Source organism: Caulobacter rhizosphaerae (assembly GCF_010977555.1).
GTDB lineage: Bacteria > Pseudomonadota > Alphaproteobacteria > Caulobacterales > Caulobacteraceae > Caulobacter > Caulobacter rhizosphaerae.
Genome location: NZ_CP048815.1, coordinates 2,898,745 through 2,918,362, shown reverse-complemented (window position 1 = coordinate 2,918,362; position 19,618 = coordinate 2,898,745). Strand labels below are relative to the sequence as shown.

11 protein-coding genes are annotated in these 19,618 nt (G+C 68.7%); 8 read left to right on the top strand and 3 right to left on the bottom strand.

Annotation, left to right across the window (positions count from 1 at the left end; translation table 11 throughout):
* Positions 1-263 precede the first annotated feature (263 nt).
* Positions 264-3,542, bottom strand: a complete 3,279-nt coding sequence (locus G3M57_RS13460) for a glycosyl hydrolase (RefSeq protein ID WP_244322550.1) — start codon at positions 3,540-3,542, stop codon at positions 264-266.
* Positions 3,543-4,087: 545 nt separating this feature from the next.
* On the opposite strand from G3M57_RS13460, the gene G3M57_RS13455 reads away from it, so the two are divergent.
* Entirely contained in the window at positions 4,088-5,623 is a 1,536-nt protein-coding gene (locus G3M57_RS13455) for a GH39 family glycosyl hydrolase (protein WP_230983717.1), read from the top strand.
* Between the two features lie 5 nt (positions 5,624-5,628).
* Here G3M57_RS13455 and G3M57_RS13450 read toward each other — a convergent pair whose 3' ends face one another.
* Positions 5,629-6,285, bottom strand: coding sequence for a TetR/AcrR family transcriptional regulator (locus G3M57_RS13450; protein WP_163231094.1), 657 nt, complete (start codon positions 6,283-6,285; stop codon positions 5,629-5,631).
* A 200-nt stretch (positions 6,286-6,485) separates the two neighbouring features.
* Positions 6,486-7,169 carry a TetR/AcrR family transcriptional regulator gene (locus tag G3M57_RS13445; RefSeq protein ID WP_056750549.1) on the bottom strand — a complete coding sequence of 228 codons (684 nt, stop codon included), beginning with the start codon at positions 7,167-7,169 and terminating at the stop codon, positions 6,486-6,488.
* Positions 7,170-7,394: 225 nt separating this feature from the next.
* Here G3M57_RS13445 and G3M57_RS13440 point away from each other — a divergent pair, with 225 nt between their 5' ends.
* The 7 genes from G3M57_RS13440 (at position 7,395) to G3M57_RS13410 (ending at position 19,574) form a co-directional block, all read left to right on the top strand.
* Positions 7,395-7,748 carry a hypothetical protein gene (locus G3M57_RS13440; RefSeq protein ID WP_163231092.1) on the top strand — a complete coding sequence of 118 codons (354 nt, stop codon included), beginning with the start codon at positions 7,395-7,397 and terminating at the stop codon, positions 7,746-7,748.
* 649 nt (positions 7,749-8,397) lie between these two features.
* Positions 8,398-10,884, top strand: coding sequence for a TonB-dependent receptor (locus G3M57_RS13435; protein WP_230983716.1), 2,487 nt, complete (start codon positions 8,398-8,400; stop codon positions 10,882-10,884).
* 84 nt (positions 10,885-10,968) lie between these two features.
* Positions 10,969-11,280 carry a hypothetical protein gene (locus tag G3M57_RS13430; protein ID WP_163231090.1) on the top strand — a complete coding sequence of 104 codons (312 nt, stop codon included), beginning with the start codon at positions 10,969-10,971 and terminating at the stop codon, positions 11,278-11,280.
* Positions 11,277-13,757, top strand: a complete 2,481-nt coding sequence (locus tag G3M57_RS13425; RefSeq protein ID WP_163231088.1) for a glycoside hydrolase family 2 TIM barrel-domain containing protein — start codon at positions 11,277-11,279, stop codon at positions 13,755-13,757. The genes G3M57_RS13430 and G3M57_RS13425 overlap by 4 nt, the downstream gene beginning before the upstream one ends.
* 137 nt (positions 13,758-13,894) lie before the next feature.
* Positions 13,895-15,346, top strand: a complete 1,452-nt coding sequence (locus G3M57_RS13420; RefSeq protein WP_163231086.1) for an efflux transporter outer membrane subunit — start codon at positions 13,895-13,897, stop codon at positions 15,344-15,346.
* Complete coding sequence (locus tag G3M57_RS13415; protein ID WP_163231084.1) at positions 15,343-16,449, top strand: efflux RND transporter periplasmic adaptor subunit; 1,107 nt, start codon at positions 15,343-15,345, stop codon at positions 16,447-16,449. The genes G3M57_RS13420 and G3M57_RS13415 overlap by 4 nt, the downstream gene beginning before the upstream one ends.
* Positions 16,446-19,574 carry an efflux RND transporter permease subunit gene (locus G3M57_RS13410; protein ID WP_163231082.1) on the top strand — a complete coding sequence of 1,043 codons (3,129 nt, stop codon included), beginning with the start codon at positions 16,446-16,448 and terminating at the stop codon, positions 19,572-19,574. Before G3M57_RS13415 ends, G3M57_RS13410 begins: the two co-directional genes overlap by 4 nt.
* The last annotated feature ends 44 nt before the right edge of the window (positions 19,575-19,618 follow it).

The window sequence follows — 19,618 nt, the reverse complement described above, 5'->3', positions numbered from 1 at the left end:
CCCCCCCTACGTTTTATTGCTTTTTTGTCTCACCAATGGTACCGCAACCATTGCTCAATGCGAAGCGTGATTACGTCGCCGGGCAAAATGCGAGAGGCACGCTTTGAATCCTTCCGGCCCGGGATGTCGCGGACGGACGACCAGCTGTCGCCGCCCGCGGCTGGAAGGCGAGAACGTGCAAGGCGCTGCGGAGTAGCCGGTTGCGGGCCCATCAGCAGGCGACAGGCGAGGAAAGCGCGGCCATCGCCACCGCTGACCTCTCTCTATGGCCTCGGCCCGGCGACTAGGAGACCCGTGAGCCGAACCGGCCCAAGCAGGCCGGACGGCAGCAGGGGCGAGTCGGCGCGATAGGGCGAGACCGGCGCGAAAGCGACCGGCTTGGCGCCAGGCTGCCTGTCGCCGATCAGCCGGTTGGGCCAGAGGTTCACCACCGCGACCGTCAGCGCGTTCTTGCCGGGCTTCAGGGCGTCGGTGATGTCGACGCGGTAGGGGGCGCGCCAAGCCGTGGCGACCAGCTTGCCGTTGACGGACACTGACGCCAACTCCTTGACCTCGCCAAGGTCCAGTTCGATGCGCCGGCTCGACCTCAACCAGCTCCGCTTGATCTGGACGTCCTTTTCATAGGTCGCGACGCCCGAGAAATATTTGATCCCAGGATCCGTCGCTTCCGGCCAGGAGATCAGCTTATCGAACACGGCGTTTTCAGGGGCGCCCCGCCTGGCTTCGAAGCTGACGCGCCAAGGCCCTTCCAGGGTCGCGAGCGTGCTGGCCTGCCGCGGAGGCGCGGTCCAGGCCTTCTCTCGCATGGGCTTGTCGAACACCACGAAGACCGCGTCATGCCCGGCCAGGTCCAGCCGGGTGCGGACGCCGGTCGCCGTCTGTTCGTAACCCAGAACCTCTCGCCGGCCCGTCTCGGCTCGCCACAGTTCCGGGGCGTGGCCGTCGACCCGGAAGACGGCGTCGAGGATGCGCGGTTCGGTGCTCTGGTTGGAGACGAAATAGATGTCTGCGTCGGCGGTGCGGCGGTGCAGGGTCAGGAGGTCTGCGGCGGCCGCCGTGTCGGTGAACACCACATCCGGCGTGACCTTCTCAGCCGCCAGGGCAGAGGTCAGGTCGGCATAGACGCGGCCCTGGCCAAGGCTTCGGCCCGGCGCGCCGTCGCCCCAAATCTCGTCGGCGAGCTTGGCGACCTCGCTGTCCGGACTGGCCATGCCCAGCCCGCCCACCGGGCGCTTGGCGACCAGCACCGCCCCGTCGGCGACCAGGGCGCGGATCTTTCGCAGGGCAGGCAGGCTGAGCCGCTGGACGGTATCGGGCAGGAAGAGGACGCGATAGCTCATGCCGCTGGGGGTCACCAGCCGTCCGTCCTTGACCGACAGCAGGGTCAGCAGCGCCTCGGGGTTGATGTAGTCGTAGGCGTAGCCCTTGGGCACGTCGGTGTTGACGCGGTCCCTGAACAGCTCGGTGAGATTGCGCTCCTCGCCGTAGAAATAGGCCACGTCGGCGACGAACCGGCCCTGCTGCAGCATGTACGAGGTGCGGCTCAGATAGCTGACCCAGGGCCCGGCCTGCTCGGCCCAGGTCTCGTTGCGATTGAAGTACTGGCCGAAGATGAACAGGCCCAGCCCCGGCTTGGCGTCGACCAGCGGCTGCATGTGCGACTCGTGCATCAGGATACGGTTGACGCCACGTGCGAAGATCTCGTCGGCGACCGGCTTGAGCATGGCTGGCGAGAACGACCACGGGTCCTGCATGGCCGCCACCGTCAGGGCCTCGGCGGCGACCAGCGGCTTGCCGTAGACGTGGGCGGCGGAGGCGGCCTCCTCGAGGTCGGCCTTGAGCGGCGGCTGGCCGGGACCGGTGGACCAGGGGCGGTACCAGAACTCGGCGGTGGGAATGTCGGCGCGGGCCTTGGCCGTCATGCCGTCGACGATGGCCCGCGGATAGTCACCCTGAACTTCGGTGTAATAGCCCATGCCCCGGCTCTTCAGCGCCTGGGACAGCACCGCATAGTGGTTGTCGACCACCAGGTCCTTCAAGGTCTGGCGAAAGTCGAACAGGAAACGCTCGGACGCGTCGGCGCTCTGAACCATCCGGCCGGTCAGCACCGGAAGCCACGGCGTCGGATCATAGCCTCGCCGGGCGCGGAATTGCGCCAGCATGGCCGGCGTCCAATTCTGCACCCCCGCTTCCCAACTGTCGGTGAGCAGGGTCTGCACGCCCTTGGACCCCAGGGTGTCGCCACTGGCCTGCTGGTAGAGGTCCAGATAGTGGTCGAGGTAGCGGCCGACGGCGGCGGCGTCGAGCTTGTCGACCTCAAGACCCGTGGCGCTCGGCTCGGCCGGGGCGTTGACCGCGCCGGTCAGAGACCAGCCTAGCCGGACGATCGTCCAGCGCCCCTTCGGCGGAGCCCAGTCCAGCGTCCCGTCGGGACGGAGCTTGCCCGTCAGGTCCACGACCTTGGCCGGATCGATCAGCGCCCCGGCCGGGATTGTTGCTGGCGGCCCGTCTTCGTGCACGCTGGGCGAAAAACCGGCCTTGGCTTCGAAGCCGTTGATCCGCGCCCCGGTCTGCAGAGCCAGGCGCGAGAGAGCGAAGCTGACCTGCTTGGGGCGCCCCATCACCTTGGCGACGGGCGGCTGGAAGTCCTCGGGCGGCGGGGTGAAGCGCAGGCGCAGTCGCTGGGTGCTCACCGGCGAGAAGGCGATCGTCTGCTGCGGCGCGCCGTGCGCCAGCGGGCCGCTGGTGGCCTCGACGACGCCTTCGCCCACGGCTTTGAAGACCCCCGGCGCGGCCTCGGCCTCGATCACGACCTTGGCGCCGAATTGGACGCTGAGCGAGACCGCGCCCAGGGGCACCGCGCCGGGAAACCGCGCTTCCAGCCAGGCCTCGGTTTCGCCCTGGGCGGGCGCCAGCTTCAGCGACAGGCCCTCGGCCGGAGCACCCGGGACCGTCTCAGCCGAGGTGGCGGGGCCCGCCTGAGTGCTCCACCGCGGCGCGGCCAGGGCGACCTCCAGCGGCGGGGTCGGATAGGCGAACACCGCCGCGTCGTCATAGACCTCGACCGGGGATTTGCCGGTCTTGGCGCCCTGGAAGCCGCCGCTCGCCCGGGGTGGGGCGGGGAGGGCCAGCGGAGCGGTCGCGCCGCCGTCGACAGTGGTCTCGCTCCAGACGTACTTCTTCATCGCGTCGGCGGGCGGCACCCATGGGCCGCCGGTCTCGCTCCAACCGGGGGAGCCGGCGATGCCGACCTCCATGTCGGCCGCGCGGGCCTGGGTCACCGCCTGGCGGAAGATGGCGCGCCATTCGGGCGACATGAACGGGATGGGCTTGTCGACGACGATCGGCTCGGGAAGCTTGCCGCCGGAGAAGGCGTGGACGCCGCCGACGCCGATCCGCCCCATCCAGTCCAGGTCGAGGCGGGCCCCTTCTGACGAGACATTACCGCTCATCCAGTGCCACCAGACGCGAGGCTTGGCGCTGTTGGGTGGGGCGGTGAAGCCGGCGGCCAGGTCGTCGCCGGCGGGCGCGGACAGCGCCACGCGAGGCTCGACCATCAGAGCTGAAGCGCCGAGGAGCGCCAGAAGGAGGCGATGCCTGGCCTGTGTGCGGCCGATGCCCGTGGATCCCAAATCGTCCTCCCGTCCGCTGGCCGCCGTCGACGTCACGGGGCTTTTGGAGCAACGTTATTGAACGAATGTGTACGATAATTGCCGCCAACTCGTCAAACGGCTTCGGTTCGGCCGGGATGGTTCTCGGCGAGGTGCAGGCCGTTCGCAAACTCGGCGTGAAATCGGCGCTTGGCGTTTGTCGTTCGGCTTTCTGGTCCTGCTCGCGCCTGGCTCCTCGCGCCTCTGGGCGGTCTCTGGCCGCGGCGTCGAGGTGGGCTATTTCACACTTGATCACGCATTTAATTGACCGTTGTCGTTTAATTTTACTTGCCAGCCAAAGCGCCGCCGTTGATGATCCTGACCACGGACCGCGAGGCGGTTCCCGGCCCGTCCGTCGAGCGCCCGAAGAAGCGCCGAGGGCGCGCCAACGACAGTCGCGCCGATCGCAGTCTCGGCCGGGCAGTGGAGGAAGCATGATGAACCGACGGGATCTTATCGCCACGGCCGGCGCGCTGGCCGCCACCTCCGCCCTTTCCGAAGCGGCCTGGGCGAAGGCTCCGCTCCCGCCGCTTCCCATCGAGACCGTAGACGTCGACCTGACCGCCGACGTGGGCGCCCTGGCCCACATCTGGTCCGAGTGCGTGGGCTCCGACCGGGCCGGCCTGACCATGCGCGAGGAATGGCGGATCGACGCCAAGCGCGCCTACAAGGAGGCTGGCATCAAGCGGGTGCGCTTCCACGGCATCTTCAACGATGACGAGATGGCGGTGCGGCCCAAGGGCGCGATCGGCGCCGCGGGCCAGAGCTTCAACTTCCAGAACGTCGATACCGTCTATGACGGGGTGCTCGAAACCGGCATGAAGCCGTTCGTCGAGCTCAGCTTCATGCCCAGCAAGCTGGCCAGCGGAACCGCCAATTTCGGCACTTATCGCGGCAACATCACCCCGCCGGCGTCGCTGGACGACTGGAAGGCGTTCGTCGCCCTGTTTGTGCGCCACCTGATCGACCGGTACGGCGCGGCCGAGGTGCGCCAATGGTATTTCGAGGTCTGGAACGAGCCCGACCTGGGCTTCTTCTGGAGCGGCACCCAGCAGCAGTACTTCGAGCTCTACAAGGCCTCGGTCGAGGCGGTGCGCAGCGTCGACCCGAGCCTGAAGGTTGGCGGCCCGGCCACCTCGAAGGTCCAGTGGATCCCCGAGTTCCTGGCCTATTGCGCCCAGAACAGCCTGCCGGTCGATTTCGTCTCGACCCACCTCTATGCCGGCGACAACCAGGTCAAGGTGTTCGGCGAAGCGGGCAGATACACCCAGAACGAGATCTACGCCGCGGCCATGAAGCAGGTCAGCGACCAGATCGCCGCCAGCGCCTACAAGAACGCTGAGCTGTGGCTGGGCGAGTGGTCGTCCGACAGCCCGGCGATGATCGCCCACATCATCAAGGGCTGCATGCCCTATTTGAAGGGCATGTCCTACTGGCAGGTCAGCAAGTTCGAGGAAGTGCTGGTCCCCAACTTCATCTTCAAGGAGGGCGACAACGCCTGGGGGCTGTTCTCGGCCCGCAATGTCGCGCGTCCGACCTTCAACACGTTCAAGCTGCTCAACAGGCTGGGGACGCGCCGCCTGAAGGCCGAGGGTCCCGCCCTGGCCTCGCGGCGGGCGGGTGGCGAAAGCGCCGTCATGGTCTGGAACCTGGCCGACGCGCCGCAGGCCAGCGGCATTCCTGGCGCCAACAGCGTGCGCAAGGTGGTCGGCGAGGCCAAGCGCTACCGAGTGCGACTGAAGGGCGCCAAGTCGGGCCAGACCGTCAAGGTCAGCTATGTCGACATGGAGCGCGGCTCGCCCTATCCGGCCTGGCGCGCGCTGGGGTCGCCGCAATACCCCACACGTGAGCAACTGGCCAAGATCCGCGCAGCCGCCGAGCTGCCGGCGCCGCACGTGCTGAAGCTGAGCGCCACGCGCGAGCTGGTCATCGACCTGCCGCCCGAAGGCGTGGCCCTGCTGGAGTTGACCTGACCGTCCTAACCGGCGCGCCAGGCTGATTGTCCATCGATCAGCAGGCGCGCCATCATGTCGGCCGCCGCCTCGCACGCGGCGTCGGTCACCTCGTCAACGCCGGACTCCTGGCGGATCCATCCGACAAGACCCGAGGCGAACAGCTTGGCGGCCAGCAGGGTCTGCTCAGTGGGCGAGGCCTGGCCTTCGGCCCGCGACAGGCGCGTGGCGATCGTCCGGACATTGAGCATGTAGCCCATCTCGTGGAAGAGGCGCGCCAGCTCCGGAAAGCGTGGCCCCTCGGACACGACCAGGTGGTCGAAGGCGCGGATCTCCGGTTGCCTCAACGCTCGCAGCATCGACAGGGCGCGGTGGCGCAGCCAGGCCGCGATATCCTGGTCGGGGCGCTCGTCCTCGGCGGCGCTGTCCGCCGCCGCGGCCGCCTGCCAGGCCTGGATCCGCGCCTCGACGATGGCCTGGAACAGCTCGTGCTTGTTGGCGTATCGGGCGTAGAGGGTCGCCTTGGAGACCCCCGAGGCGGCGACAATCGCCTCCATCGAGGTGTTGGCGTAGCCCTGCGACAGGAACAATGCCTGGGCGGTCGAGAGTATGGTGTCCGAGATCGCCGCCAGCTGGGCGGCGCTCGGGCGCCCGCGCCGGGCCGTGAACGGCGCCTTCTCCATGTTCAGCCGAGCTCCGTCATCAACCGCGCCCACGTCGCCCGCCCCCGTTTCGTCAGCCTCTTGCTAGCGGCTTAGGGGAGGGGAGTCACCCGCGTTCAAGGCGCCGCGGACATGATTGGCCTGACCAATTTCCAGTCTTGCTGGCGCGGCCATTGGGCGGGGTTACCAAGTGAACGAATTCAACGCAGTCGTTCAGATGGCTACCAAGCCATGCGGCCATGGAACAGCACGTCGACAGCGTGCTCGGCGTAGGCCATGGCTTCCTCGTGGCTGATCTCGCGCACGCGCTGATGAGCGTCGTACCAGCCCGTCAGCATGGCCATCAGCATCTCGGCCACCCGGGCCGGATCGCGGGGCGGGGCGGGGAAGTTGCTGGTGCTTTCGACCAGGCTGCGGGTCAGCAGGTCGATGGCGCTGCGATGCCCGGCCTCATGCAGGGCACGGGCCAATTCGCCGCCGGCGTCCGAGCTGCTGGTCAGCACGCGCTGGAAGGCGTGGATCTCTTCGGAGGCCAACGATTCCAGGATCGAGCGGGCGATATGGTTGAGGCGCTGTTTGAGGTCCGCCGGCATCGGCCCGTTACGGGCGTCGGCCGCGGCCTGCCAGGCCTGTACGCGGTCGGCGACGACGGCGTGAAGCAGGGCTTCCTTGGTGGGATAGCGGGAATAGAGCGTGCCCTTGGCGATTCCGGCCGCTGCGGCGACGGATTCCATGGGCGTGGCGTCGAAGCCCATGGCCAGGAAATGTTCGCGCGCCGCCGCCAGAATGGCCGGATTGATCGCCTCGGAGCGCGCCGTGGTCGGGCGACCCGGACGCAGCGGCGCTTGCGGGGGGGCGTCCCGCGAGTCCTGGCCAGCAGTGTCTTGCGAGGGCGCGGCGGTCATGGACCTTCTAACCAAGTCGGTATCCAAATCTTTCGGCGCGAGCCGGGAGTCCAGCTCTCACGATTGTCCCGGGTGGGGCAACCCGATTCAATGGAATGGGCCGCCAGGCAGCGATCCTACGACATCTCACGATAAAATCGACCGGTATCGTACAATTATGGTTGCCTTTGCGCGACCCCGCGCCATGATCGCGTTCGAGGAACGTCCACAACAACGAGATCCCCCATGCGTCTAGCTTCCCTCGCTCTCGCCGCCGCTCTGCTGGTCGCGCCAGCGGCCGTCATGGCTCAGGCCGCCCAAACCGCTCCGGCGGCGGCCAGCGCCGATCCCGCCAGCCTGCCCGGCGCCGCCCAGGCCGCCAAGTTCAAGACCAGCGAAACCACGGTCGGTGACATCCTGGACAACCCCGCCGCGACGGCGGTGGTGAAGAAACACCTGCCGGAGCTGGTCGCCAACGAGCAGATCAACATGGCGCGCGGTATGACGCTGAAGGCGATCCAGCAGTACTCCGCCGACACTGTCACAGACCAGAAGCTCACCGATATCGACGCCGATTTCGCCAAGCTCGGCGCGAAGTAGCGCCCTGACGACTGACGCCTCGGCGATCGCATCGCCGAGGCGTCTTCGCGAGGCCGCCGCTGCGGCTGGCCTCGCCGCCTGCCGGGCCCTTCGCCCGTCAGGCGCGCGCCGGCCGCGGGCCGTTAAGGCACCGGAACGCCATCAATCGTACATCATCGTCAAATTGTCGCCCTGGCGGTCGCGTTTTCGCGTGGTCTCGTCAGGGTGTGTAGGCGCTCGCCCTCATGGCCAGCGAGATTGAGGAACCTAATTGAACGGTTCCGTCTGTTTTTGGTTGACCACTGGTCAGGACAGTTTACAACACAGGTCAGCGGCGCCGGCCTAGCTTTCACGGCGTCGCGAACGCCCCGCGAAAAACGCGGACGCGTTTCTCGCCAGCCCGAACAGTGCGGGCGGACGACAACGATCAAGACCGGCCTTTTTAGGTCGGCGCGAGTGGACGGAGACGAACGGGTGCTTCCGCACTTTGTGGACGGCGAACGCCGTCCAGCCCACCGCCGAGTTCGCCTTGCCCGAACGGGGCGCCGGCGAGCCTGGCCAGGGCGCGAACGTTCGTGGCCGTCTTCGAAAAAACAAAGCAGGTCGCCGCCGATCGCAACGCGCGGCGATCGCCGGGCGTCGGGCCGGCCTAGGGAACAGGGAGGGTGAAATGAACAATACTCGGATCATGATGCTCGCGGGGGTCAGCGTTCTGACCCTGAGCGCCGGCGCGGTCCATGCGCAAACGGCGGCCAAACCGGCGGCCGCCGAGCCCGAGACGGTCGGCGAAGTGATCGTCACCGCCCGCCGGCAAGCGGAAAACCTGCAGAACGTGCCCACGACGGTTTCGGCGGTCAGCGGCGACTCGCTGAAGAAGCTGGCGATCACCCAGTTCCAGGATGTCGCGGCCCTGGTGCCGGGCCTTAGCCTTGGTACGTCCAGCGTCACCGCCGGCCGCTCGCCCGCGCCGTCGATCCGCGGGGTCTCCTACGACGCCAGCACCCAGGCCTCGCCGACGGTCGACATCTATCAGAACGACGTGCCGATCGACGGCACGGTGGCCTTCCAGACCGTCTACGACATCCAGGCGATCGAGGTCCTGCGCGGACCGCAGGGCACGTTGCGCGGCCGCACCGCGCCGTCCGGCGCCATCACCCTGACCACGCGGCGCGCCGACACCCACGACTACGGTGGCTATGTCAGCGCCCAGGCGACCGACCACGGCGGCCGCAACCTGCAGGGCGCGGCGAACATCCCGCTGATCGCCGACGTCCTAGGCGTCCGCCTGGCCGGCGTCGTCGACGAGAACAAGGGCGATTTCGTCACCAGCCTCAACAGCGCGTTCCTGCCGGTGAAGAGCACGCGAAGCGGCCGGATCAGCATCAACTTCACGCCGACCGAGACCTTCGACGCCACGCTCAGCTATCAGAAGCTGAACAGCCACAAGCGCCAGTTCACCCAGATCGAGGGCAATGGCGCCGTCGGCGGCGTCTCGGCGGCCGCGCCGGCGGGCTACAACGGCCCGGTGATCACCGCCTCGCAGCGCCTGGACGTCGATGACTCGCCGCGTTTCAACTACACGGACAACGACTTCCTGAGCGCCCAGCTGAACTGGGAAGTGTTGGGCCAGCGCCTGAGCTATGTTGGCGGCTACACCAAGGGCGACGCCACCACGGTCGGGGCGCTGGACTACGGCAACGTGCTGATCGGGCGCAGCTACTTCCAGAACCTCAACACCAGGAACTCGCAGACTACGCACGAAATCCGGCTGTCGTCGGTCGGCAGCGACCGCCTGATCGACTACACGGTCGGCTACTTCTATTCGAAAGCGCCGAGCAAGACCGGCGGTACCCAGATCGCCTCGTTCCTGCCGGGCTCATTCGGCTCGCCCGGCGCGCCGGCCAACCCTCGCGTGCTCGACAGCCGCTTCAGCCTGCCGACCCTGATCACCGTCAACAACAACGCGACCGAGAACTCCGTGTTCGCCAATGTGCGCCTGCACCTGGGTGAGGCGACGGAGATCTCGGGCGGCGTGCGCCACATCGTCTCCAAGGTCGACAACGTCCAGACAGTGTTCCTCGGCGCGGGCATGATCTCGCGCGCCATCGGCTTTCCGTGCTCGGCCGCCGGCTTCGCCAGCACCTATGGCGGCGGCTTCTGCGACATCCCGATCGCGGCCGGCAAGACGCCGGTCCAGAACAGTTCGCAGAAGAACACCGAGAAGCCGACGGTCTACAACCTGTCGATCTCGCACCGCTTCTCGGACCAGGTGCTGTCCTACGGCACCTTCGCCACTTCATGGCGGCGCGGCGCCAACAACTTCGCCCTTGGCAACGCCGAGAACGACCCGGTCCTGGCCAGCCTGATCTTCCTGCCCGACGAGAAGTCCAAGTCGTTCGAGACGGGGATCAAGACCAACTGGCTGGACCGTCGCCTGCGCCTGAACCTGGCCGTCTTCTATCAGAAGTATGACGGCCTGCTGTTCCAGCTGGGCTCCATTCCCTATGTCGCCGCCAACGGCGCGACCACCGTGGTGCAGAACTCGACCTTCAACGTCGGCGCCGACTCGATCGTCAAGGGCTTCGACTTCGACGGCGCCTTCCAGGTCACGCCGAACTGGAGCATCAGCGGCGGGATCAGTTACGCCGACGGCAAGGTCGACAACGACATCGTGCCCTGCCGCGATAGCAACTTCGACGGCGTTCCGGACAAGGGAACGCCCACCCTCAGCGACTTCCGCTCGCGCAACATTCACGTGGCGACCTGCAAGTCCAACGTGTCGGTGTCCCGTGACCCACTGTGGAGCGGGACGCTGCAAAGCGAGTACTGGCGCCCGGTCGGCGGGGTCGAGGCCTATGTCCGGGGCCTGCTCAGCTACTATCCGGAGAACAAGCGCCGGAACGCCGGCTACACGGTTCCGGACTACGGCCTGCTGAACGTCTTCGCCGGCGTCCGCTCGCCGGACGGCGCCTGGGACATCAATATCTTCGCCCGCAACCTGACCAAGACGGGCGTCGAGACCAGCCGGGATGTGGACTACACGACGCCGGCCGGCGCGGTGACCTCGTTCTTCGGCGACAGCGGCTATCGCTGGACCAGCTATGCGCCGCCGCGGGAAATCGGCGTGTCGCTGCGCTACGCCTTCGGCGCGCGCTAGACGCGAGCGGGACCGGTTCACGCCGGTCCCGCGTCAACCGGATCCAGCCCTTCAGCGCCGGTCGTGGAATTCCTAGGAGGGAGCGTGGACGCGCCGCTCTATTCTCGCACGGGTGGCTATGTCGAGCCTCGCCTGGCCCAGGCCGAATTCGGCGTCGACGCCATCAGCGTCGCGGACCTGCTGCGCTCCGACGCCCTGCTCGCCGTCGTCGAGCGGGAGGTTCCCGGCTTTGGCAAGATGGCGCGTACGCCGCGCCTCTACCCGACCTTGACCAATGTGACGTTGCGAGAAATGGCGTCGTTCTCGTTCTTTGCGGGCGTCGTGAAGCCTGGAGCGCTCGAACGCATCGACGCCGGGTTTCGGGCGCTCCCGACAGACGCGTGGCCCGGCCTATGACCTCGTTGCGTGCACACCTCCACAGGCGCGAGGCGCTGCTGTTGATGTCGGGCGCGGCGCTTTCGGCGCTGCTGCCGGCGGCCGACGCGCTGGCGATCGGGTCTGGCTTCGGTCCCGGACGGGACCAGGATTTCGATCTCGGATGGCGGTTCTCGCGCGGTTCGGGCCTGGCCTGGGAGGCGGCGGGACTGGACGACTCCGGATGGCGCAGCGTCGATCTCCCGCACGACTGGAGCATCGAGGACCTGCCGAACCCGTCGCCGCCAAACCGGGTCGGCCCCTTCGACGCCAAGAACGAGGGCGGAGCCAACACCGGGTTCACCCTGGGCGGCGAGGGCTGGTATCGCAAACGCTTCCGCCTGACGCCCGACGCTGCCCGCGCCGAGATCGTTTTCGACGGGGTGTACGCCGTCAGCGACGTCTGGCTGAACGGCCATCTCCTGGGGTCGCGAGTGCATGGCTACGCGCCGTTCGCCTACGACCTGACGCCGCACCTTGACCCGATCGGCGACAATGTCATCGCGGTCCGCGTCCGGAACCTCGGAGAGAACGCCCGCTTCTATGCGGGGTCCGGCATATACCGGTCCGTCACCCTGAACGTCTTCGCCGCCCCCGCGCGGATCGCCCTTTGGGGCGTCGCGGCCTGGACGCGGCGGATCACCGCCGCCGGCGCGGTGATCGACGTGACGACCACGATTGAAAATCCGGAGCCGGGCCTGACGCTGCGCACCACCCTGCGCTCGGCTTCCGGCGTGGTGGAGGCCAAGGCGCTCGCCACCGCCGGTGGCGAGGTCAAGCAGGTGTTGCGCCTGCCCAAGCCCACGCTGTGGGCGCCGGCCGATCCCGACCTCTACACCCTGCAAACCGAACTGCTGCGCGGCGGTCGCCTCGTCGACCGGCTGAGCCAGCCTTTCGGCGTCCGGATCGTGGCGTTCAGCGCCGATCGCGGCATGACCATCAACGGCGAGGCGGTGAAGGTTCGCGGCGGCTGCCTGCATCACGACAACGGCCTGTTGGGCGCGGCGGCGTTCGTCGACGCGGACGAGCGCCGCATCCTCCGGCTCAAGGCGCGGGGTTATAACGCTATCCGCAGCACCCACTATCCCTGCGCGCGAACCTTCCGCGAGGCCTGCGAACGGCACGGCATGCTGCTGATCGAGGAGGCCTTCGACGTCTGGCGCATGCCCAAGACTAAGGACGACTACGCCCAGTTCTTCGCGGAGCACTGGCGCCAGGACCTCGCCGCCACGGTGCTCAGCGCGCGCAACAGTCCCAGCGTCATCATGTGGAGCATCGGCAACGAGATACCCGATCGCGCGTCGCGGGAAGGGCTCCGCGACGCCTGGAACCTGGCCGACGAGGTGCATCGCCTGGACCCGACGCGTCCCGTCACGGCGGCGATCCATTCCTTCAGCGGCCGCCCAGTCACCGTCGGCGACAGCACGAAACCGCGAGAAGCGTCGATGATCTTCCTCGACGTGCCGGGCTACAACTACAAGCTCGAGGACATCGAGCCCGATCACGCGCGATATCCGGACCGGGTGCTCTACGCGTCGGAGACCTATCCGGCCAACGCCTTCGACTATTGGGCGCTGGGGGAAAGCGCGCCGTATATGATCGGCGAGTTCGTCTGGACGGCCATGGACTATCTGGGCGAGGCGGGGATCGGCGCGGCCGTGCGGCGCGCGGCGCCGGCGAACGGCGCGAAACCACCTCAGCTGCCGTTCATGCAGCCCTATCCGTGGGTAGTCGCCAATTGCGGCGACATCGATCTGATCGGCGACCAGAAGCCGCAATCCTACTATCGCGACGTGGTCTGGGGCGTGAGCGGGCTTGAGCTGGCCGTGCAACGCCCCGTGCCGGTCGGCCAGGTCGAAGCCGTCAGTCAGTGGGGCTGGTCGGACGAGTTGCAAAGCTGGACCTGGCCCGGCGCTGAGCGTCGGCCGCTGGCCGTGCGCGTCTACACGTTCGGCGACCAAATCGAGCTGCGGTTGAACGGCGACCTAGTGGGGACAAGGGCGTTGAGCGCGGGTGACAAGATGCGTGCGGAGTTCGCGGTTCCCTACGCGCCGGGCGTTCTGGAGGCGATCGCCTGGCGCCAAGGCGTCGAGATCGGCCGCAAGCGCCTCGAGACCGTCGCGGCTCCGGCCAAACTGCGGATCCGCGCCGAACGCGAGCAGGCGGGCAGCGGACGCCACAGCCTCAGCTACCTCATGGTCGATGTGCTGGACGCGACTGGCCGCCTCACGCCGGACGCCTCGATCAAGGTTTCGCTGGAGGTCGCCGGCCCCGCGGACCTGCTCGCCTTCGGCAGCGCCAATCCCCTGGCCGTCGGTTCGCTGCAATCGAACCAGGCCCTGACCTATCGCGGCCGGGCGCTGGCCATCCTGCGGGCCCAGGGCAGTCGTGGCGAGGTGCGTGTCGAGGCGCGCGGCGACGGCGTCGAAGCCGGGACGACGAGGCTTCGGTTGACCTGACGAGGCGGTTCGCTTTTAGCCCGCCGACAGCGCCGCCGCCCGTCAAACCGAGGCTTGACAATACCGGCCCACTCGACGATCAGATAAATGAACGGTACCGTTCAATTACGGTCACGCGGAACGGTCGGGAGGCAACCATGGACAGCGCGCCATTGATCGGCGGCACGAGGCGGCGCGCTTCGTCGCGGCGTCCCGACGCCTGCCTCGCCGCGGCGCTGATGGCGGGCTTGGCGCTGACCGGATGCGTCGCGCCGCCCAAGACCGATCTGAGACTGCCCGTCGCCTACGAAGGCCCCTCGGCGACGTCGGCGAACTCGGCGTCGGACGCCGCGTCGCTGGATCGTTGGTGGACCCGGTTCGGCGATCCGCTGCTGGACCAACTGGTCGATGAGGCGCTGGCCACCGGCCTGGACGTCCGGGACGCCGCCGCACGACTGGCAGAAGCGCGGGCCACCAAGGCCGGCGCCCTGACCAGCTTCCTGCCGCAAGGCGATCCCAGCGCCTCGTACCTGAAGCAGCGCACCAAGACCGGGGGCGCCGCCACGGACCTGCGCATCACCACGGGCGATTTCGACGTCAGCTGGCAGGTCGACCTGTTCGGGCGGCTGCCCACCGCCAACCGGATCGCCAAGGCCGACTTCGCCGCCGCCCGGTTCGCCTATGAAGGGACCCGCGCTTCGGTGGCGGCCGAGGTCGCCGACAGCTACTTCCAGGCCCGAGGCCTGGCCATCCAGCTGGAGGACGCGCACGAGAGCGCCCGGGTCCAGAAAGAGCTCTACGACATGACCGAACGGCGGGCGCGGGCGGGCCTGTCGGCCGTCGCGGACGCCGACCGAGTGGCCGGCGACCTCTCGCAATCGAACGCCAGGGTCGCGTCGCTGGAGGCGCAGCTGCAAGCCCAGAAGCGGGCGCTGTTGATCCTGGTCGGCCGGGTGGTCGACCCCACCGCCTCGATCGCCATCTCCGCCGACGTCGGGGTCGCGCCGGCCCCGCCCGCCTTGGTGCCGGGCGACCTGCTGACCCGCCGCCCCGACGTGCGCGAGGCGCAGGCGCGGCTGGCCGCGGCGTCCGGACGCGCCAACCTGGCCCGCCTGGCGCTGTTGCCGACGGTCAGCTTCATTCCCGGCCTCGGCTATTCGCGCCCCTCGATCGGCGGCGCGACCACCACCACCAGCCTCGGCCTGGCCCTGAGCCAGCCGCTGTTCGACCTGCCCAGCCTGCTGTCGCAGGCGGGTGTTCAGAAGGCCCAGGCCGCCCAGGCGGCCATCGCCTACGAGCGGACGCTGCGCCAGGCCTTCAAGGACTCCGAGGCCGCGCTGGTGGGGCTCGACGCCGACCGCCGCCAGGTCGCCCTGCTGGCCGACGGCGAGACCCGCGCCGCGCGGGCCTATCGCGCCGCCCGCGCCAACTACGGTCGCGGCCTGACCGACCTTCAATCCACCCTGTCGGCCGAGCAGGCCTGGCGGACGACGCGCACCCAGCTGACCTCGGCTCAGGTGCAGGCCGTCCGGCGGGCGGTGCAGGCCTACCAGGCCCTTGGCGGCGGCTGGCCCGTCGATCGCTATTCGTCTGTCGCGAGCTCGAAATGACCTCTTGCAAGAAGCTCCTGGCGACGACGCTGCTCGTCGTCGCCGCCGCGCCGATCCTGGCCGGGTGTCATCGAGGCGGGCCGCCGGCCGCGCCGCACGCCGCCGAGCTGCGGTCGGTGTCGGTGATCACCCTGGCGCCGCGCGCCGTGGCCGGCAGCCTGACCGCGACGGGCGACCTGACGCCGCGCGAGGAGGCCGCCGTCACGCCGGAGGTCAGCGGCTATCGCGTCATCGCCGTCCTGGCCGATGTCGGCGACACGGTCCGGGCGGGGCAGGTGCTGGCGCGCCTGGATCCGGCCCTGATCGAGGCCCAGATCGCCCAGCAGGCCGCCCTGGTCGCCCAGGCCGAGGCCCAGGCCGCCCAGGCAGCGGACCAGGCCAATCGCACCAACGGCCTCGACGGCTCGGGGGATCTCGCCCAGGAGCAGATCAACCAGCGGCGCTTCCAGGCCAAGGCCGCTCAGGCCACGGTCCAGGCGCAGAAGGCCGCGCTGCGCGACCTGCAGGTCCGGCGCAACAAGCTGGCCGTGACCGCGCCGGTCGGCGGGGTGGTGCTGGAGCGCGGCGTGCGCCCAGGCGATGCGGCCTCGGCAGGCCAGACTGCCTGGTTCCGCCTGGCGCGCGACGGCCAGATCGAGCTTCAGGCCCAGTTGGCCGAAGGCGAGCTGGCGCGGATCCGCGTCGGACAGTCGGCCACCGTCACCCTTCCCAGCGGCGCGACGGCGACCGGCCGCGTGCGCCTGATCAGCCCGCAGATCGATCCGAAGTCCAAGCTGGGCTATGTGCGCCTGACCTTGCCGGTCCGTCCCGACATCCGGTCGGGCGGTTTTGGGCGCGCGGTCTTCGGCGACGCGGCGGACCAGGGCCTTTCGGTTCCCGAGAGCGCGGTGCGCTATGACGCCGGCGGAGCCAGCGTCATGGTCGTCGAGGCCGGTGACCGCGTGCGGCGTGTTCCCGTCAAGACCGGGGATCGCGGCGCGGGCTGGGTTCGCCTGACCGCCGGGCCTTCGGCCGGCGCGCGGATCGTCGAGAACGCCGCGGCCCTGCTGGTCGACGGCGACAAGGTTCGTCCGGTCATGAGCGTGACGGGGGCGGGCCGATGATCGCGCCGACCACGGGCGACGGCCTGAAGATCTCCGCCTGGGCCATCCGTAACCCGATCCCGGTGACGGTGCTGTTCCTGGCCCTGCTGCTGGCCGGCGTGCTGAGCTATCTGCAGCTGCCGATCAAGCAATATCCCAATGTCCAGCTGCCGATGGTGTCGGTCACCGTCACCCAGAACGGCGCCTCGCCCGGCGAGATCGAGACCCAGATCACCCGCCAGGTAGAGGACGCCGTCGCCGGCGTCTCGAACGTCGAGAACGTCCAGTCGGTGGTGACCCAGGGCGCCTCGACCACCAACATCACCTTCCAGATGGGCGAGGACCTGCAGAAGAAGACCGACGAGGTCCGCACCAAGATCGAGCAGGTCCGCGCCCAGCTGCCGCGCGATATCGACGCCCCCACGGTCCAGCGGGTGGAGATCGACAGCGCCCCGATCATGACCTACGCGGTCTCGGTCGACGGGCTGTCGGACGCTCAGCTGTCGTGGTTCGTCGACGACACCATCGCCCGCGCCCTGCAGGCCGAGAAGGGCGTGGCTCAGGTCACGCGGGTCGGCGGGGTCAACCGCGAGATCAATGTCCTGGTCGATCCGGACAAGCTGACCGCGCGGGGGCTGACGGCCGCCGACGTCAACAGCGCCCTGGCCGGCTTTCAGCTGAACGCCGGCGGCGGCCGCGTCGAGATCGGCGGCCGCGAGCAGACCATCCGCATCCTGGGCCAGGTCGAGACGACGGACAAACTTCGCGACCTGACCATCCCCACCAGCGGCGGCGGCTACGTCCGCCTGGCCGACATCGCCGAGGTCGGCGACGGCTCGGCCGAGGCGCGCGGCTTCGCCCGGCTGAACGGTCGCCCCGTGGTCGGCTTCCAGGTCATGAAGACCCGCGAGGCCAGCGACGTGGCCGTCGACGACCGGGTGATCAAGGCCCTGGCGGCGCTGGAGAAGGCTCGGCCCGAGGTCCATTGCACGCGGATCTCGGCGACAGTCGACGAGACGCGCACCAGCTTCGAGGCCACGCGCGGCGTGCTGCTGGAAGGCATGGCGCTGGCGGCGGTCGTGGTATTCTTCTTCCTGAAGGACTGGCGCGCCACCCTGATCACGGCGGCGGCCATGCCGATCTCGCTGATCCCGACCTTCGCGGCCATGGCCTTCCTGGGCTTCTCGCTGAACGTCGTGACCCTGCTGGCCCTGACCCTGGTCATCGGCATCCTGGTCGACGACGCCATCGTCGAGATCGAGAACATCGAAAAACGGGTCGTCGCCGGCTACCAGCCCTATGACGCGGCCATGGAAGGCGCCGACGCCATTGGCCTGGCCGTGGTCGCCACCACCTTCGCCATCGTCGTGGTGTTCGCCCCGGTCAGCTTCATGCCGGGCATCGCCGGTCAGTTCTTCAAGGAGTTCGGCCTGACTATCTCCGTGGCGGTTCTGTTCTCGCTGGTCGTGGCCCGCCTGCTGACGCCGCTGATGGCCGCCTACCTGCTCAAGCCGCGGACCAAGGCCCATGAGCCGGCCCCGTTGCCCAAGACCTATCTGAAGGTCCTGAATTGGAGCCTCGACCACCGGATGCTGGCCTGCGCCATCGGCGGGATGCTGTTCATCGGCTCGCTGGCCCTGCTGCCGCTGCTGCCGACCGCGTTCACGCCCGAAGGCGACCCCGACTATCTGAACCTGAAGCTGCAGGGCGCGCCGGGAGCGACCCTCGAGCAGATGGACCAGGCGATCTCGCGCATCGACGCGGTCTTCGCCAAGGAGCCCGCCGTGGACGGAGTCTTCGCCACGGTCGGCTCGACCTCGGGCGACCCGTTCCGGGGCGGCGGCGGCGCGGACCTGCGCAGCGGCTCGGTCACGGTGCTGCTGAAGGCCGACCGCAAGGTGAGGGGGCAAGCCCTGCGCGAACGCTATCGCGCCGCCATCATGGCCATTCCGGACGTGCGGATCGGCTTCTTGAAGGCCGACGGCCAAGCGGGGTTCCAGCAGATCCTGACGGGCGACGACCCCGACGCGCTGTCCAACGCCGCGCTCGACCTTCAACGCCAGATGCGCGACCTGCCCGAACTGGCCGACCCGCATCCATCGACCCCGCCGGTCGGTCCGGAGATTGTCATCCGCCCGCGCGCCGACGAGGCTGCTCGCCTGGGCGTCTCGGTCGACGCCATCGCCCAGGCCGCCCGCGTCGCCACCAGCGGCGACATCGACGCCAACGTCGCCAAGCTTAACGACAAGGAGCGGCGGATCCCGATCCGCGTGCGCCTACCCGCCGACGCCCGCGCCGACCTCGACCGCGTCCGTGGGCTGCGCCTGAAGACCGCCAGCGGCGAGACGACCCGGCTGGAGGCGGTCGCCGATGTCAGCTTCCAGGCGGGTCCGGCCCGCATCGACCGTCTGGATCGCCAGCGCCAGATGACCATCGAGGCTGAACTGACCGAAGGCGCGACCCTGGGCTCGGCGACCAAGGCCGTGCACGGTCTGCCGATCTTCAAGGCCATGCCGGCCAGCGTGCGGGCCAGTTCGATCGGCGACGCCAAGGCGATGGCCGAGTTGTTCGGCGGTTTCGGCCTGGCGATCTTCGCCGGGGTGACGATGATCTACGGCGTCCTGGTCCTGCTGTTCGGCTCGTTTTTCAAGCCGATCGTCATCCTGTCGGCCCTGCCGCTGGCGGTGGGTGGGGCGTTCCTGGGCCTGCTGGCCTTTCACCAGGCGCTGTCGATCCCGTCGCTGATCGGCTTCCTGATGCTGCTGGGCCTGGCGGCCAAGAACTCGATCCTGCTGGTCGAGTACGCGATCGAGCTGGAGCGCGGCGGCATGCGGCAGCGCGACGCCCTGATCGAAGCCTGCCGCGAGCGGGCCCGGCCGATCGTCATGACCACCGTGGCCATGGCGGCGGGTATGCTGCCGACCGCCCTGGCGCTTGAGCATGGCGCGGAGTTCCGCCAGCCGATGGCCGTGGCGGTGATCGGCGGGCTGATTACTTCGACGCTGCTGTCGCTCGTTCTGGTGCCGGTGGTCTACGAGTTCGTTGACGACTTCGAACAATGGCTGCGGCCGCGCCTGGCGAAGCTGGTCACCCCACGCGCCGTGACGCCTGGGGTTCCGCTTGAGGATGTCGAGGCCAAGGCGTAGCCGTCGATGGCGGGGTTATGACCATGGCGATGATCATCGGGCGC